We start from the raw sequence: 14,205 nt of genomic DNA on the forward strand, positions 1-14,205 counted from the left end.
ACCTTCGCGGGCCGCGCCCGGTCCTCTCCGGAGAGGACCGCGAAGGGAGAGGGAGACGATGGAGGAACTGGGGAGCGCCGTGGTGAAGGCACTGCGCTGGGCGGCGGTCGGCCTGGAGGCCCTCACCGCCTGGTACGACCTGCGGACCACGGGCGGAGCGCCCAAGGCGGCCCGGAAGAACGGGCGTTAGGGCGGCGGCGGGTGCTTCCGGCCGCACGCCGGGGCGCCGCGTAGGGTCGGCGGATGACCAACAGTGAGGTACGTGGTGATGTGCGGCCGCCCGATGTCGAGGGCGACGAGAGGACGACCCTGCTGGCCTTCCTGCGATATTTGCGGGAGGCCGTCGTCGCGAAGACGTACGGCGCTCCCGAGGAGGCGCTGCGGAGGCCCGGGGTGGCGTCGGGGACGAGCGTCCTCGGCCTCCTGAAGCACCTGACGGAGGTCGAACGCGGCTGGTTCGCCTGGGCCTACGCGGGGGAGGACATAGCCCTCGCCGAGGACGACGCCCTCACCCCGCAGGACACGGCGGACAGCCTCGTGGCCGCCTACCGGGCGGCCGCCGCGCACTCCGACGCGATCGTCGTCACGTGCGACGACCTGAACCGTCCGGGGGCCCGGTCCCTCCGGGAGACGGCTCCCCCGTCGATGCGGTGGATCCTCGTCCACATGATCGAGGAGACCGCCCGGCACGCCGGCCACGCCGACATCCTGCGGGAGCGGATCGACGGCGCCGTGGGCCGCTGAGGCGTCACCGCCCGGCGCGGTGAAGGCGGTTCAGGGTCTCGAGGTCCTCGGGCGTGAGGCGCAGGGAGCCGGCGGCGATGGCGTAGAACGGCACGAAGGCGATGCCCTGCTCGCCGCAGTGCCGGACGAACTCCTCGTACTCGGGGCGGACGCCGATCCCGTACATGTTCTGGACGCACACCACGGGCGCGATGGCCCGGGCCTCGGCCAGGTGGTCCGGGGTGACGTTGGAGAGCCCGAGGTGGCGGATGAGGCCCGCCTCGCGGAGTTCGGCGAGGGCCCCGAAGCGCTCGGCTATCGAGTCGGTGCCGGTGATCCGGAGGTTGACCAGGTCGAGGTGGTCGCGGCCGAGCTGGCGCAGGTTCTCCTCGACCTGGGCGCGCAGCGCCTCGGGGGTGCGGGCGTGCTCGGCCCAGGCGCCGGAGGCGTCGCGGGCGGGCCCGACCTTGGTGGCGATGACGAGGTCCTCGGGGTACGGGCCGCCGAGCGCGCTGTTGATCAGCTCGTTGGCCGAGCGCAGCGGCGAGAAGTAGAAGGCCGCGGTGTCGATGTGGTTGACGCCCAGGTCGACGGCCTTGCGCAGGACGGCGATCGCCTCCGCGCGGTCCCTCGGAACGGCGTGCGGGACGAGGGCCTCCCCGTACTGCGGCAACCGCATCGCGCCGAACCCGATCCGGCGGACGGTGAGATCCCCGAGCGTCCAGGTGCCCGCTCCGTCGGCGGAGGGCGGGGTGGTCGTGGTGGTGGTCATGGCGCGCGTTGTTGTCATGGCGGGGATGATCCTCCGGCGGCGGGACGAGCACGAAGTAATTTGTGACGCAAGGGGGTTGGGGGGCACGGAGGTCAGGCGACCCACCGGGCACCGTGCCGGTGCCGGGCCGGGGGTACGTCGACGGTGTCGGCTCACGCGTCACATGGGGCGAGGGCATGCCGACGTGCCCCGGCCGAGGGGCTTTCGGTCCTTCTCGGTCACGGCCTCGTTCCGCCCGGGTGCAGGGCCGCGCGGAGGTGGCCGGCGGAGGCGGTGAGGCGGCGGGCGGCGGTCGGGGCGTCGATGTCGGCGAGGATCATGAGGATGGCGTTCTTCACCTCGCCGTCGGCGGCGGCGAGGGCCGCCTCGATCTGCTCGTCCGGCGCGCCGGTGGCGAGGGCGACGATCCGGCGCGAGCGGGCGTGGAGCTTCTCGTTGGAGGCGCGGACGTCGACCATGAGGTTTCCGTACGTCTTGCCGAGCCGGATCATGGTGATGGTCGAGATCATGTTGAGGACGAGCTTCTGGGCGGTGCCCGCCTTGAGGCGGGTGGAGCCGGTGAGGAGCTCGGGGCCGGTGACGACCTCGATGCCGTGTTCGGCGGCGGCGGCGAGCGCGCTGTCGGCGTTGCAGGAGAGGCCGATGGTGAGCGCCCCGAGCCGGCGGGCGTGTTCGACGCCACCGAGGGCGTACGGGGTGCGGCCGGAGGCGGAGACGCCGACGACGGTGTCGCGGTCGGTGAGCCCGAGGGCGGTGAGGTCGGCGACGGCGAGGTCCCGGGAGTCCTCGGCGCCCTCCACGGACCGGACCAGCGCGGTGGGGCCGCCCGCGACGAGGCCGACGACCTGGGAGGGGTCGGTGTTGAAGGTGGGCGGGCACTCGCTGGCGTCCAGGACACCGAGCCGCCCGGCCGTGCCCGCGCCCATGTAGACGAGCCGGCCGCCGTCGGCCATGCGGGCGGCGGTGGCGTCGATGGCGGCGGCGATGGCCGGGAGCTGCCGGGCGACGGCGGCGGGGACGGACTGGTCCTCGCCGTTCATGGTGCGGGCGATCTCCAGGGTGGACAGCCGGTCGATCTCGGCCAGTTCGGGGCGGAAGGCCTCGGTGGTGAGGGTGGCCAGCTGGGCGCGCAGTTCGGAGTACGTGGTCGGCACGGGCGGCGGCTCTTTCCTGGTGGTTCAGCGGCTGCGGGGCGAGTGGCGGTGGGCGAGGGCCTCGTAGGAGGCGGCGAGGGCGGGCGCGGCCGTTTCGTAGGTGCGCTGCGTGACGCAGGTGAACAGGCAGTCCACGACCAGTAGTTGGCTGGTGCGCGAGGACATGGCGGCGGGCCGCAGTTCGCTCTCGCGGGCGGTGGAGGTGGTGAGGACGTGGTCCGCGTACTGGGTGACGGGGCCGTCCGGGCGGCCGGTGACGGCGACCGTGGTGGCGCCGTGGTCGAAGGCGACCCGGAGCGGTTCTATGACGTCACCGGTGGAGCCGGAGTGGGTGATGGCGATGGCCACGTCACCGGAGCGCAGCTGGACGGCGTTGGTGACGGCGAGGTGCGGGTCGCCGGGGGCGTGCGCGATGAGGCCGATGCGCAGCAGTTTCTGGCCGAGGTCCTGTGCGACGAGGCCGGAGGCGCCGATGCCGTAGATGTCGATGCGGCGGGCGGTGGCGAGGGCGGCGACGACGGCGCCGAGCTGCACCGTGTCGAGTCCGGCGGCCGTGTCGGCGAGGGTCTGCTGCTCGTCGTAGGCGAGTTTGGCGACGACGTCGGCGACCGGGTCGTCGACCGCTATGTCGGCGGTGACGGACGGGGCACGGCCCGACTGCTGCTGGGCGGCGAGGCCCGCGAGGGCGAGGCGCAGGTCGCGGTAGCCGGGGTAGCCGAGGAGGCGGGCGGTGCGGACGACGGTCGCCTCGCTGGTGCCGGTGAGTTCGGCGAGGCCGGTGACCGTGAGCGCGGCGCAGCCCGCCGGGTCGCCGGCGACGGCTTCGGCGACCCGCTGCATGGAGCGGGTCATGGACGGGGCGAGGGTCCGGACCTTGGCCGCGAGTGCGGCGGGGGCCGGCGGCGCGCCGCTGGTGAAACTTTCCTTCACGTCTTGGGTCACATATGAAAGCTACTTTCGGACCCCGGCGGCGACAAGACCCTCCGTCCCGGAGAGAACCCTGGTCCCACCCTGGCCGGACCCTGCCCCGACCCCGGTTTTCTCGCCGCTTCGCCGCGGCGCGGGTGACAATGAACGCATGAACGAGATCGACCCCGTGGAGCAGGCGCTGCACGCCGCTCGCGCGCTGGTGCTGGCCGACCTCGCCGCCCGGGAGGTGGCCGCCGCCGAGGTCGTGTCGATGGTGGAGGAGTCGGTGACGCACCGGCGCTGGTGGGTCGAGCAGTGGCCCGAGGGCGTGGCGTACGTCGCCGGACTCGTCGCCCAGGACGTGCAGGACGCCCTGCTCGAACGGTACGGGCGCTGGCCGATCTGTCCGGTCTGCGCCTCGGGCGACCCGCACGCCCTGGACGTGGAACCGGAGCTCGGCCCCGACCCGCACTGGGTCTGCGGCAAGCAGGGCGTGGTGGTGGCACCGGTGGGCGGGCTCACGTGACGGCGCCGGCCGCCACGGCGCGACGGGCCCCCGCCGGCGGGCGCCGGGCCGCGCGGGCGGGGGCGGGCTCGTGACCCTCTACATCGACCCGCCGACCTGGCCGGGCCACGGCCGCATGTGGTCGCACCTCATCAGCGACGTCTCCTTCGAGGAGCTGCACGCCTTCGCCGCCCGGATCGGCGCCCCGCCGCGCGCCTTCGAGCGGGACCACTACGACATCCCCTCGGATCGGTACGCGGACGCGGTGGCGGGCGGCGCCGTCGAGGTCGGGTCGAAGGAACTGCTGCGCCGCCTCACCGAGGCGGGCCTGCGCCGCCCGAAGGGCCGCCCGCTCGCCTGACCGGCAGCCGTACGCCCGCCCCCGTACGGTCCGGGAGGCGGGCGTGCGGCGGCGCGGCACGAGGGGTGTCAGCGCAGGGCGCCGTCCGGGGTGGGCAGGGGGGCGCCGTCGCGGTCCTGGGCGCCGGTGACCACGCGGGACCGGGACGCGGAGTGGAGGCGCAGCGAGACCGCGACCGCCACGAGCGCGAGGACGGTCATGGCCGCGCCGGCCCAGGCGGGGGCGGCGAAGCCGAGGCCCGCGTCGATGACGGTGCCGCCGAGCCAGGGGCCGCCGGTGTTGCCGAGGTTGAAGGCGGCGGTGGTGGTGGCGCCGGCGAGCGTGGGCGCGGCGCCGGCCAGGTTGAACATGCGGGCGTTGAGGGCCGGGGCCGTGTAGAACGCGGAGACGCCCAGGAGGAAGGCGAGCAGCACCGTCACGACCGGGCTGGAGGCGAAGACGGCCAGCGCCGCCAGGAAGACGGTGGAGGCGGTGATGCCGCTCAGGAGCACGCCGAAGAGGTGGGCGTCGGCGACCCGGCCGCCGATCGTCGTACCGACCAGGGCGCCGATGCCGAAGAGGCCGAGGACGGCGGAGACCCAGCCGGCGTCGAGGCCGGAGACATCGGTGAGCAGCGGGGCCAGGTAGGAGAAGGCGCAGAAGACACCGCCGGCGGCGAGCGCCGTGATGACGATGGACAGCAGCACCTGCCGGTCGCGGTAGATGACCAGTTCCCGCCTGAGCCGGGGCGCGGTCTTCGGCACCGGGATGTGCGGGATGCGGGTGAGGACGCCCACGAGGGCGACGGCGGAGGCCGCGCCGACCGCCCAGAACGCGGAGCGCCAGCCGAGGTGCTCGCCGAGGAAGGCGCCGGCGGGGACGCCGAGGACGTTGGCGATCGACAGGCCGCCGATCATCACGGCCATGGCGCGGGCGCGGGCGCCGACGGGCACCATGGCGATGGCGACGGCGGCGCCGACGGCCCAGAACCCGGCGCACGCGAGGGCGCTCACGACCCGGGACGCGAAGAGGACCCCGTAGTTCGGGGCGAGGGCGCCCGCGACCTGGCCGAGGCCGAAGACCGTGATGAGGGCGACCAGGGTCGTCTTCCGGGGGAGCCGCAGGGTGGCGGCGGCCAGCAGCGGCGCGCCGACGACCATGCCGATGGCGAAGGCCGATATGAGCAGGCCGGCGCGGGGGATCGAGACGTTCATGTCCTCCGCGATGGGCGGGAGGAGGCCGGAGAGCATGAATTCGCTCGTACCGAGGGCGAAGACGGAGAGTCCGAGGATGTAGACGGCGAGCGGCATCCGGCCGGAGTTCCCGGACGACGCGGCGGACGTCGTGGAGGCGGACGGCTGTTCGGTGGGGGTTCCGGTGGCGTTCTCGGGTGTGGGGTCGGGCGGGGTCGTGGGGTCGGCTGACGAAGACGGCATGACATGGGTCAACGGGCCGTTTGTGCCTGTCATTCCCGGGATGGGCAAGGGTCTCGCGATACGAGACGGCTCCCGGGACGGCACCGCTCGGGGCGGCGGTCCCGCCCCGAGGGGGGCGCGGCCGCCGTTCAGCCCGTCCCGGAGGCGTCCGTCAGCTCGGCGAGTTCCCGCTCCAGGTTCTCCCGGGCCCGCTCCTCCCAGGCCGTCGCTCCGTACGGCGTGCGGAAGAGGCGTGGCAGGGCGAGGAGCTGGCGGAGGACGGCGGCGCGGCCGGCGCGGAAGGCGTCGTCGGGCACGAAGGCGTACTCCTCGCGGACCGCCGCCACATACCCCCCGTACGTATCCGGCCCGCCCGCCAGGACGGCGAGGTCCGCGTCGCAGAGCGTCTCGCCGTTGAGGTCGCCGGGCGCCGGGTCGTGGGTGACGGTGAGGCGGACGAGGCGGGCCACCTCCGTGACCTCGCGGGCCGTGAGGCCGGCCTCGGTCAGGGCCTTCTCGGCGAGCGCGGCGGAGCGCTCCTCGTTCTCGGAGCGGTCGGGGCGGTAGACGGCGTCGTGGAACCAGGCGGCGAGCCGGACGAGTTCGAGTTCCCCGCCCTCCCCGCCCTGGTCGGCCAGTTCGTCGATGCGGTCGAGGACCGCCCTGAGGTGGTCGACCGTGTGGTAGCGGCGCTGCGGTTCCGACCAGCGGGCCAGCAGGTTCCGCCCGTACGGGACGGGGTCCGGGCCCTCGCGGCCGGCGCGGGCGGCGAGCAGGGTGGCGGTCCAGCGCCGGAGCAGCTGGGGGTCCTGGTCTGCGGTCATGCGGGGCATTCTGCCCCGCCGGCGGCCGTTCTCGCCGCCCGCTCCCGAGGGTCGCCCGGACCTCCGTTCCCGCCGCTCCGCCCGCTCCCGGAGGTCCCCACCGGCCCGTTCCCGCCGCCCCCTCCGCTCCAGGGGTGGAACCTCGGCCCCGCCGGGGTCCGCCCGTCTCCGGAGCCGCCCGTTCCTTCGCCGCCGACAGGTCTTCTCCCTCCCCCCTTACATACCCCCCATGGGTATGTTACGGTGCTCCGCAAAAGTACCCCCCAGGGGTATATGGCAGCGAGTGAAGGGTCAGGGCGATGTCAGCAGAAACCGTCAACCCCCGGCGCTGGTGGGCACTCCTCGTGCTCGCCGCCGCCCAGTTCATGGTCATCATGGACACCTCGATCATCGGGGTCGCGCTCCCCGAGATGCAGAAGGACCTCGGCTTCACGCAGGGCGAGCTCCAGTGGGTCTTCAACGCCTACGTCATCGTCTTCGGCGGTCTGCTGCTCCTCGGCGGACGCCTCTCCGACCTCGTCGGAGCCCGCAGGATCTTCGTCTCCGGCTGGGCGGTCATGATCGCCGGCTCGGTCCTCGCCGCGGCCGCGCAGACCGCCTGGGTCGAGATCCTCGGCCGCGCCGTCCAGGGCGTCGGCGGCGCGCTCATCGCGCCCTCCGCGATGACCCTGCTGATGATGCTGTTCATGCACGACCCGAAGGAGCTCGGCAAGGCGATGGCGCTCTACGGCGCCGCGGCCCCCGCCGGCGGCACCGCGGGCGTCTTCCTCGGCGGCGTCTTCACCGAGTGGGCCGCCTGGCAGTGGGTCTTCATCATCTACATCCCGATCGGCCTCGCGACCCTCGCCGCCACCAAGCTCCTCCCGAACGTCGCGTCCCGCCGCGGCTCGGTCGACGTCCTCGGCGCGGTCGCCGTCACCGCCGGTCTCGCGCTCGCCGTCTTCGCCGTCGTCCGGGCCCCCGAGGTCGGCTGGGGCGCCACCGCCACGATCCTGGAGCTGGCCGCCGCCGCCGTCCTGCTGATCCTCTTCCTCGTGATCCAGAAGTCCGTCCGCGAGCCCCTCATGCCGCTCAGCGTCTGGCGGGTCCCGCGCCTCGGCTCCGCCAACCTGGCCATGACGCTGCTCGGCGCCGCCTGGATCCCGATGTGGTACTTCCTCAACCTGTACCTCCAGCAGGTCCTCGGCTACGGGGCCTTCGCCTCCGGCGCCGCGCTGCTCCCGATGACCGTCCTCCTCATGATCTTCATGACGGCCCTCACCTCCCGGCTCATGACGAAGGTCGGTGCCAAGCCGCTCATCGGCGTCGGTCTGCTGCTCCTCGCGGCCGGTCTCGTCTGGCTCGCCGCCGTCGAGCCGACCGGCACCTTCCTCGTCGACGTCCTGCCGGCCTCGCTGGTCGCCGCGCTCGGCATGTCCCTCGCCTACATCCCGGCGATGATCGCGGCCATGTCCGGCGCCCCGCAGGAACAGGCCGGTCTCGCCTCCGGCATCGTCAACACCACCTATAACGCCGGCTCCGCGCTCGGCCTCGCCGCGCTCACCGCCGTCGCCATGTCGCAGGGCGCCGACCAGCTCGGCAACCTGCCCCGCCTGACCGAGGGCTTCTCCGCCGCCTTCATCGGCGCGGCGGTCGTCGCGGCCGCCGGCGGCGTGATCACCCTCCTCGTCATGAAGGGCGACAAGGCCGCCGAGGCCGCCCCGGCGTCCGCCCCACAGGCCGAGAAGGCCCGCGCGTGACGCACCGGGTGCGTGCCACCACGTGCCCCAGGGGCCGCCCGACGTCCGTCCCCACGGATGTCGGGCGGCCCCTTCTCCGTACCCCTGGGGGGCGGTCACGCGCGGCCGGTCCGGGGAGGGTGAATCCTTTCGCGCACGGGGTGCCTCTCATAGGCGTGCGGACGACCGCGTCCGCTCCCCAGCCCACCGGGAGGACCCCATGACCACCATCGTCGTGATCGCCGTCGCGGCCGCCGCGCTGCTCGTGTGCGCGTGCGCCGTCACCCTGCGCCGCCGCCGGCGTCACCGTGGCTGACCGCGGCTGGCCCGGCGTCGGCCTCGTCACGGCGGCGCAGCACGGCGACGTGGAGGCGCTCACTGCGCTCGTGTACGGCTCCTATCCGCACGTGCGGCGGTTCGCGCACAGCTTGTGCGCCACCCCGCAGGACGCCGAGGACGCCGCCCAGGAGGCGGTGATCATCCTCTACCGGAAGATCGGCATGCTGCGCGCCTCCGGGGCGCTCGCCTCCTGGATGTTCCGGATCGTCCGCAACGAATGCCTGCGCCGCACCCGGGCCCTGCTCCACCGGGCACCGGCCACCGATCCCGTACCGTCCGGAACCGCCCCCGGCGCCACGGCCCGGTCCGCCGAGGACGACGCCTTACTGCGCCTGGAGGCGGAGCGGGTGGCCGCCGCTGTCGCCGCCCTCCCCGTCGACCAGCGCCGGGTCCTGGTCATGCGGGACGTCCAGGGCCTGCCCGGCCGTACCGTCGCCGACCGGCTCGGCCTGAGCACCGCCGCCATGAAGTCCCGCCTCCACCGGGCCCGTTCGGCCGTCCGTGAGGCACTGAGCGAGGAGGAGAACCGATGACCACGCCACGCGGCCGCGCACCCCGGGGCTTCGCGAGCGCCACCGTGCCCCGCCATCTGGCCCGGGGTGCCCTCGGCTTCGGCGCCCTCGCGGGCGCCCTGGCGCTGCTCCCCGCCCTCGGCCCCCTCAGCCTCCTGCTCCTCCCGGCCGGGCTGGTCGCGCTGCGCGGTTGCCCGATGTGCTGGGTGATGGGCCTGGCGGAGACGGTCTCGGCGGGCCGCCTGCGCCGCTCGTGCGCGGACGGGAGGTGCGAGCTGACCACGGCGCGCTAGGGAACCCCGGCGAGGACGGCACGCCCGGCCCTGACTCCGGCCCTGACCCTGGCTCCGGCCCCGTCTCTGGCCCCGGTCGCGGACTTGACGTCGGCCCCGGTTTCGGAGCAGGCCCGGCAGAGCCGTTCGTCCCCGACCGGCCGGAACAGCATGGGCTGGATGTGCTCCCCTTCGCACTCCCGCGCCCCCACGAGCCGCGGCGACAGACGCGGCCGGTCGGGCACGGGTGACACGTCGGGCGCGTCCGGCACGTCGGGCGGCGGCGGGGGCGGCACCTCGCGCAGGAGGTAGCGCAGGAAGCCGCCGGGCCGGTGCACGGGAGTGCCGTCGCGTGGCAGGCAGCGCCGTACGTGTTCCCGTACGTCGGCGGAGGTGTGCCCGGCGACCAGCCACCGTGCCGCCAGGTGCGTCAACTCCGCCCGCATTCCCGCCGGTACGAACCGCAGTGCGGGAGACAGCAGCGGCAGGGCCCCGATGAGCGCCCGCGCCTCCTCCGCGACGGGGTCGGGGGCCGGGGGCGGCGGAACCTCGGGACCGGTGACGGCCACGGGCTCGGGTTCCGGCTCAGGCTCCGGTGCGGGTTCCGGTGCGGGCTCGGCTTCCTGGAGCGGCGGACGGAAGGAGGAGGAGTCTTCTACCGGTTTTCTCTTTGGAGGACCGTCGGCCGCCCGACGGGTCGGCCCACCGACGGCCGGAACGCCGTCACTCGGCGCCACCTGCGACGACATCCACGCCAGCAGCTCGGCGGCCTCGGCGGCGGACAGCGGCTCGTTGGTGACGAGCTGGCACGTCTCCCACTTCCCGCCCGGCCCCTGCACACGCTTCTCGTGCAGGAATCCCTCGGCCTTGAGCTGCCGCTTGGCCGTGATGAACGCACTCGCACCGATTTTGGCCTTCCTGGCCGTCTCCCACAGCGGTTCCCGCTCGTCGGGACGGAACGACAACTGCCAGGTGAGGATGCGCGCGGCGTCGGGGCTGAGGCGCGGATGCCGGATGATCGTGTGCTGAAAAAGGGTGTAGCCCTGAGTGGGCGCGATAAAGTGCCGATAGATCATGGGTGGTCTGCCTGTTTCCACTCGTGATTCAGGCCCCCGCGGATGGCTGCTACCAACGCGGGGGCTGTTTGCTGAGAACGTACAGCGCGCATATGCCACTTCGGCCACGCAGAGTGAAGAACCCCCCGTTCGAGTGATCACCAAGTCCGTTGGCGATCACACGAGTTCGGTAAAGCACCGATCCGGCCCGACGGCTGCCGGGCCGCCGTGAACAGTCGGCAGACGAGAGCACGCCCCCCGTCAGGGTTCGAACAGAAGGACAATTCCCAACGGGCTCCTCGGTATTTTTTGATGCTTCCGGTCCGTGACAGCACTTCGCCCCGCTGGACGGATCCAGCGGGGCGAAGTGACGAGAGCAGGCCGACTGGCGCAATGCGCCGGCCCGTTCTAGCCGAGGGCGAGCAGGTTGTCCCAGCCCCCGGCGCCGACGACGGCGGGGGAACCGTGACCGGTGCGCGTACCCGGGTAGAAGTAGATGCTGCCGTTCGAGGACACGGCCCAGAGGTCGGGGATCTTGTCGCCGTTGGAATCCGGGATGCCGACGATCCTGGGCATGCCCGCCCGGTCCCAGCCTCCGGTTCCGTAGACCTCGTCCTTACCGGTCCCCGAGCTCGCCGCGGCCGCGAGGGAGGCGAGGTCGACGCCTCCGCCGGCCGCCGCCTTGCCGTGGCGGAGGAGGAGTCCCCGGCCGTCCTCCTCAGTACGGAAGAGGAGGTCGGCGACCCCGTCACCCGTGATGTCACCGGCAGTGACGATGTCGCGCGTGTCCCACCCCGAACTCGCGAGGAGACGGGCCTGGGCGAAACTGGCTCCGGTGTATCCGGTGAACGCCCACAGCTGGCCACCGGCCCGTGCGAACACGTCCGGCAGCCCGTCCCCGGTGACGTCGCCGACGGCGGTGATCTGGGTCAGAGACGCGGTGCTGGGCGAGCCGGGAGGCATCAGGACATCGACGCGTTCGGACGTGTTGAAGCTGCCGTATCCGTCACCGGGGTAGGCGTAGAGCTTGCCGTCCGGCATCCGGGCGAGCATGTCGTTGACACCGTCGCCGGGGTACCAGTCCCCGCGGTGGGTGATGAGCGCGGGCGCGCCCGCACTGTTCTTCCAGTGACCGTCGTCGAGGACCTGGCCCGCGCTGTCGAGTCCGGCGGGGAGGGAGATGGCGATGTCACCCTCCGGCTCGGACGTGTAGGTCAGCAGGTTGCCCTCGCCGTCGATGGCGAGGAGGTCGGGTGTGCCGTCGCCCGTGAGGTCACCCGCCGGATCCGGGTTCTTCCGGGGTTTGACGTAGAAGACGTACTTCGTCGGCGAAGGCGAGCGGTTGCCGGCGATGTCGACGGCCCACACGTACAGGATGTTGGGTCCGGCGGCGGTCGGCCTGAGCGATTTGCTCACGGCGGCCCCGCTGCTGGTCGGCAGGTAGGGATTGGCCGTGTGGTTCGCGATGTTCAGGGAGTACTCGTAGCGCGAGACGCTGGTGTCGACCTTCGTCACTCCTGCGACGGTCACGGCCGTGGAGAAGGTGAAGGTGCCGGCGGTGCCGAACTCAACCGTGCTCCACTGGTCCAGATCCCGGCCGGGAGGAGGGAACTGCGCGGAGGTGACGGTCGGGCTGCCGGGTGCCTTCTGGTCCACGGTGAACTGGCAGTACGCGTTCGTGCGGGACGGACCGGCGGCGGATCTGGCTCCGGAGTGGTCGACCGTCCACGCCGTCCAGGAGTAGGTCTTGCTCGCGAATTTCTCCCAGTCGATGCGGTACGCGATGGTGCCGTCCTCGTAGGGCGTGAAGTCGTAGTCGATGACCGGTGCGGCGGGGTTGTCGTTGGGCCACACCTTGAGGTGGACGTAGCGCAGGTCGTCGCGGTCGATGTCGACGCCGGTGACGCGGAAGGTGATGTCACTCTTGCCGATGGTGACGTACGGGTTCGTGAGATCACAGGTGCCACCGGGGACGGTGGACATGCCCACCTGCAGGGGCTCGTTGGGCGGGTGGTTGTAGACCGTTTCGATGTAGGGCGAGAACTCGCCGTTGGCCATGAACTTCTTCCACGCGCCGGTGTCGGCCTCGTTCGCGGCACGCAGGCCGAGGGCGATCAGGCTCCAACGGCCGGTCGCCGCTTCCTGGGCGACCGACTTGATGTCGACGCCGGCCCACTGGTCGGGGCAGGTGTCCGCCCGGTAGCCGTAGCCGTTGCTGACACCGTCGATGACGCGGCCCCAGGCCGGCTGGCTGTTCCAGGTATGGGAAGGCGTCGCTCCGCTGGTGAGGTGGACGTTGTACTGGCGAGCGGTGCACCCCCACGAGTAGGTCTGCCACACCTTGAAGGTCGAGGACCTCACGGCCGCCCCGTGGAGTGCGCGGTCCTGGGGGAAGTTGAACACCGAGCGGGACAGCCCGTTGGTCGTGGCTTCGTACCCGACGCGCGCTTCGTTCGTGCCGTCGTTGAAGTTCTGCCCGTTCCAGAAACTGGATGAGGGGGCGCTCTGGTAGAGCAGGGCCCAGCCGTTCCTGTGCACCTTGAAGGAGGGGTCGATGAAGACGGGGTAGACGGTGTCGGCGTCGTTGAGGACACGCGTGTTCACGGCCAGGTCGAGGACCCCGTCCGTGAGGGTGGCGCCGAGGGGCGTGCCGTGGCTGCCAGGCTGCGGGCCGGCGAGGCCCGGCAGTGTGAGCGACGGATCGGGGGACGGGCCGGCGGTGGCGCCGCTCTCGCCCAGCGTGGTGGCGGGCTCGCCCGCGGAATCCCACAGGTACGGCGTGGGGGCCACGGCGATCTCCGTGCCGGCGCTGTCGACCGCGGTGACCGCATGGGTGGTGGCGTCCAGGCGGAAATCGAGCGTGGGGGAGGAGAGGCGGTAGTTCAGCTCGCCGAGCAGCGGATCGGCTGCCGCTTGCCTGGTGTGGACGATCAGGACATGGGAGTAGCCGCCGTCACGCGCGGTCATGAGCAGGTCGATGTCCGGCCGGACGTTCCGGTACAGGGCCCTGGAACCGTCCACGACAGGGGCGGGCAGGGGGCCGGGCCAGCTCACGACGACGTCGTGGTTGCCCGAGGTGAGGCGGACGAGTTCGCTCCACGTACCGTCCTCCGCGGCAGCGGCAGCCGACGCCGGCAGCGGTCCACGAGGAAGCGCCCGGGAGACACGCTCCTGGGTACCGGCTTCCCGTGCAGCGCTACCGGCACTGAACAGCGACGGGGTGTTGACCGCGGTGGGCGCGTAGCCCCCCTCGACGCGTCGGAGCGTGGTGTCGATCTTCTTCCATTCGCCACCGGACTTGGCACGGATGGTGTCGCTGTGGGTACGGATCCTCATCATTCCGTCAGGCTGTGCCCAGACCGTCGAGTGTGCCGTACGGTCCGCCGTCACCTCGACGTCCTTGCCCGTCCGCCGTGCCTCCCGGGAGGCTTGTGCGGCGGTGATCCCCCGATCGGTCGCGGGGTCGGCCTGCGCCTTGTTCTGCTTCTGCGGCCTGGGCGTGGGGGCGGGGGTGCCGCGCTCGTGGACGAGCACCGGGAGGGCGACGACCGCGCACAAGGCGGCGGCCGCCGTGGCAAGGAGTGACTTCCGCCGTCGGCCGATGCCCCTGGCGAAGGCCGTCCCAGAATCACTGCCGCTTTTTCCGGTGGGTGGCTGCCCGGCGTTT

The 14,205-nt window shown here is 72.6% G+C and carries 13 protein-coding genes and 1 pseudogene; 7 read left to right on the forward strand and 7 right to left on the reverse strand.

What is annotated here, in order from left to right:
* Positions 1 to 58: 58 nt before the first annotated feature.
* Together ABTY40_RS18885 and ABTY40_RS18890 are read left to right on the forward strand one after the other, a co-directional pair.
* The gene (locus ABTY40_RS18885) at positions 59 to 190 is read left to right on the forward strand and encodes a hypothetical protein (protein ID WP_352060540.1); all 132 of its coding nucleotides are present in this window, start codon (positions 59 to 61) and stop codon (positions 188 to 190) included.
* Between the two features lie 53 nt (positions 191 to 243).
* A complete protein-coding gene (locus ABTY40_RS18890; protein WP_345278747.1) occupies positions 244 to 744 on the forward strand; it encodes a DinB family protein in 501 nt (166 codons plus the stop codon).
* Between the two features lie 31 nt (positions 745 to 775).
* Here ABTY40_RS18890 and ABTY40_RS18895 read toward each other — a convergent pair.
* The 3 genes and pseudogenes from ABTY40_RS18895 to ABTY40_RS18905 all read right to left on the reverse strand — a co-directional run.
* Positions 776 to 1,495 (reverse strand): annotated as a pseudogene (locus ABTY40_RS18895) (aldo/keto reductase); the annotation flags it as partial.
* 218 nt (positions 1,496 to 1,713) lie between these two features.
* A complete protein-coding gene (gene murQ, locus ABTY40_RS18900) occupies positions 1,714 to 2,649 on the reverse strand; it encodes an N-acetylmuramic acid 6-phosphate etherase (RefSeq protein WP_352060541.1) in 936 nt (311 codons plus the stop codon).
* Between the two features lie 24 nt (positions 2,650 to 2,673).
* On the reverse strand, positions 2,674 to 3,591 hold the full coding sequence (locus ABTY40_RS18905) for a MurR/RpiR family transcriptional regulator (RefSeq protein ID WP_309057325.1): 918 nt from the start codon (positions 3,589 to 3,591) through the stop codon (positions 2,674 to 2,676).
* Positions 3,592 to 3,727: 136 nt separating this feature from the next.
* Here ABTY40_RS18905 and ABTY40_RS18910 point away from each other — a divergent pair, with 136 nt between their 5' ends.
* On the forward strand, positions 3,728 to 4,084 hold the full coding sequence (locus tag ABTY40_RS18910) for a DUF8819 family protein (protein WP_352060542.1): 357 nt from the start codon (positions 3,728 to 3,730) through the stop codon (positions 4,082 to 4,084).
* Positions 4,085 to 4,154: 70 nt separating this feature from the next.
* Positions 4,155 to 4,424 carry a DUF4031 domain-containing protein gene (locus tag ABTY40_RS18915; protein ID WP_345278735.1) on the forward strand — a complete coding sequence of 90 codons (270 nt, stop codon included), beginning with the start codon at positions 4,155 to 4,157 and terminating at the stop codon, positions 4,422 to 4,424.
* A gap of 68 nt (positions 4,425 to 4,492) precedes the next feature.
* Here the strand turns inward: ABTY40_RS18915 and ABTY40_RS18920 are convergent, their stop codons facing one another.
* Entirely contained in the window at positions 4,493 to 5,713 is a 1,221-nt protein-coding gene (locus tag ABTY40_RS18920) for a Cmx/CmrA family chloramphenicol efflux MFS transporter (protein ID WP_352060567.1), read from the reverse strand.
* Between the two features lie 254 nt (positions 5,714 to 5,967).
* Positions 5,968 to 6,642: an HD domain-containing protein gene (locus ABTY40_RS18925; protein ID WP_352060543.1), complete on the reverse strand. Its 675-nt coding sequence runs from the start codon at positions 6,640 to 6,642 to the stop codon at positions 5,968 to 5,970.
* 299 nt (positions 6,643 to 6,941) lie between these two features.
* Here ABTY40_RS18925 and ABTY40_RS18930 point away from each other — a divergent pair, with 299 nt between their 5' ends.
* The 3 genes from ABTY40_RS18930 (at position 6,942) to ABTY40_RS18940 (ending at position 9,504) form a co-directional block, all read left to right on the forward strand.
* Positions 6,942 to 8,381, forward strand: coding sequence for an MFS transporter (locus ABTY40_RS18930; protein ID WP_352060544.1), 1,440 nt, complete (start codon positions 6,942 to 6,944; stop codon positions 8,379 to 8,381).
* 287 nt (positions 8,382 to 8,668) lie between these two features.
* Entirely contained in the window at positions 8,669 to 9,232 is a 564-nt protein-coding gene (locus tag ABTY40_RS18935) for an RNA polymerase sigma factor (RefSeq protein ID WP_352060545.1), read from the forward strand.
* Positions 9,229 to 9,504, forward strand: coding sequence for a hypothetical protein (locus ABTY40_RS18940; RefSeq protein WP_352060546.1), 276 nt, complete (start codon positions 9,229 to 9,231; stop codon positions 9,502 to 9,504). Before ABTY40_RS18935 ends, ABTY40_RS18940 begins: the two co-directional genes overlap by 4 nt.
* Here ABTY40_RS18940 and ABTY40_RS18945 read toward each other — a convergent pair.
* Positions 9,501 to 10,559, reverse strand: a complete 1,059-nt coding sequence (locus ABTY40_RS18945) for a hypothetical protein (protein ID WP_352060547.1) — start codon at positions 10,557 to 10,559, stop codon at positions 9,501 to 9,503. The genes ABTY40_RS18940 and ABTY40_RS18945 overlap by 4 nt on opposite strands.
* 387 nt (positions 10,560 to 10,946) lie before the next feature.
* Complete coding sequence (locus ABTY40_RS18950; RefSeq protein WP_352060548.1) at positions 10,947 to 14,096, reverse strand: FG-GAP-like repeat-containing protein; 3,150 nt, start codon at positions 14,094 to 14,096, stop codon at positions 10,947 to 10,949.
* Positions 14,097 to 14,205: the final 109 nt, after the last annotated feature.

It is taken from the genome of Streptomyces sp. NPDC126503 (assembly GCF_040302405.1).
GTDB lineage: Bacteria > Actinomycetota > Actinomycetes > Streptomycetales > Streptomycetaceae > Streptomyces > Streptomyces gulbargensis.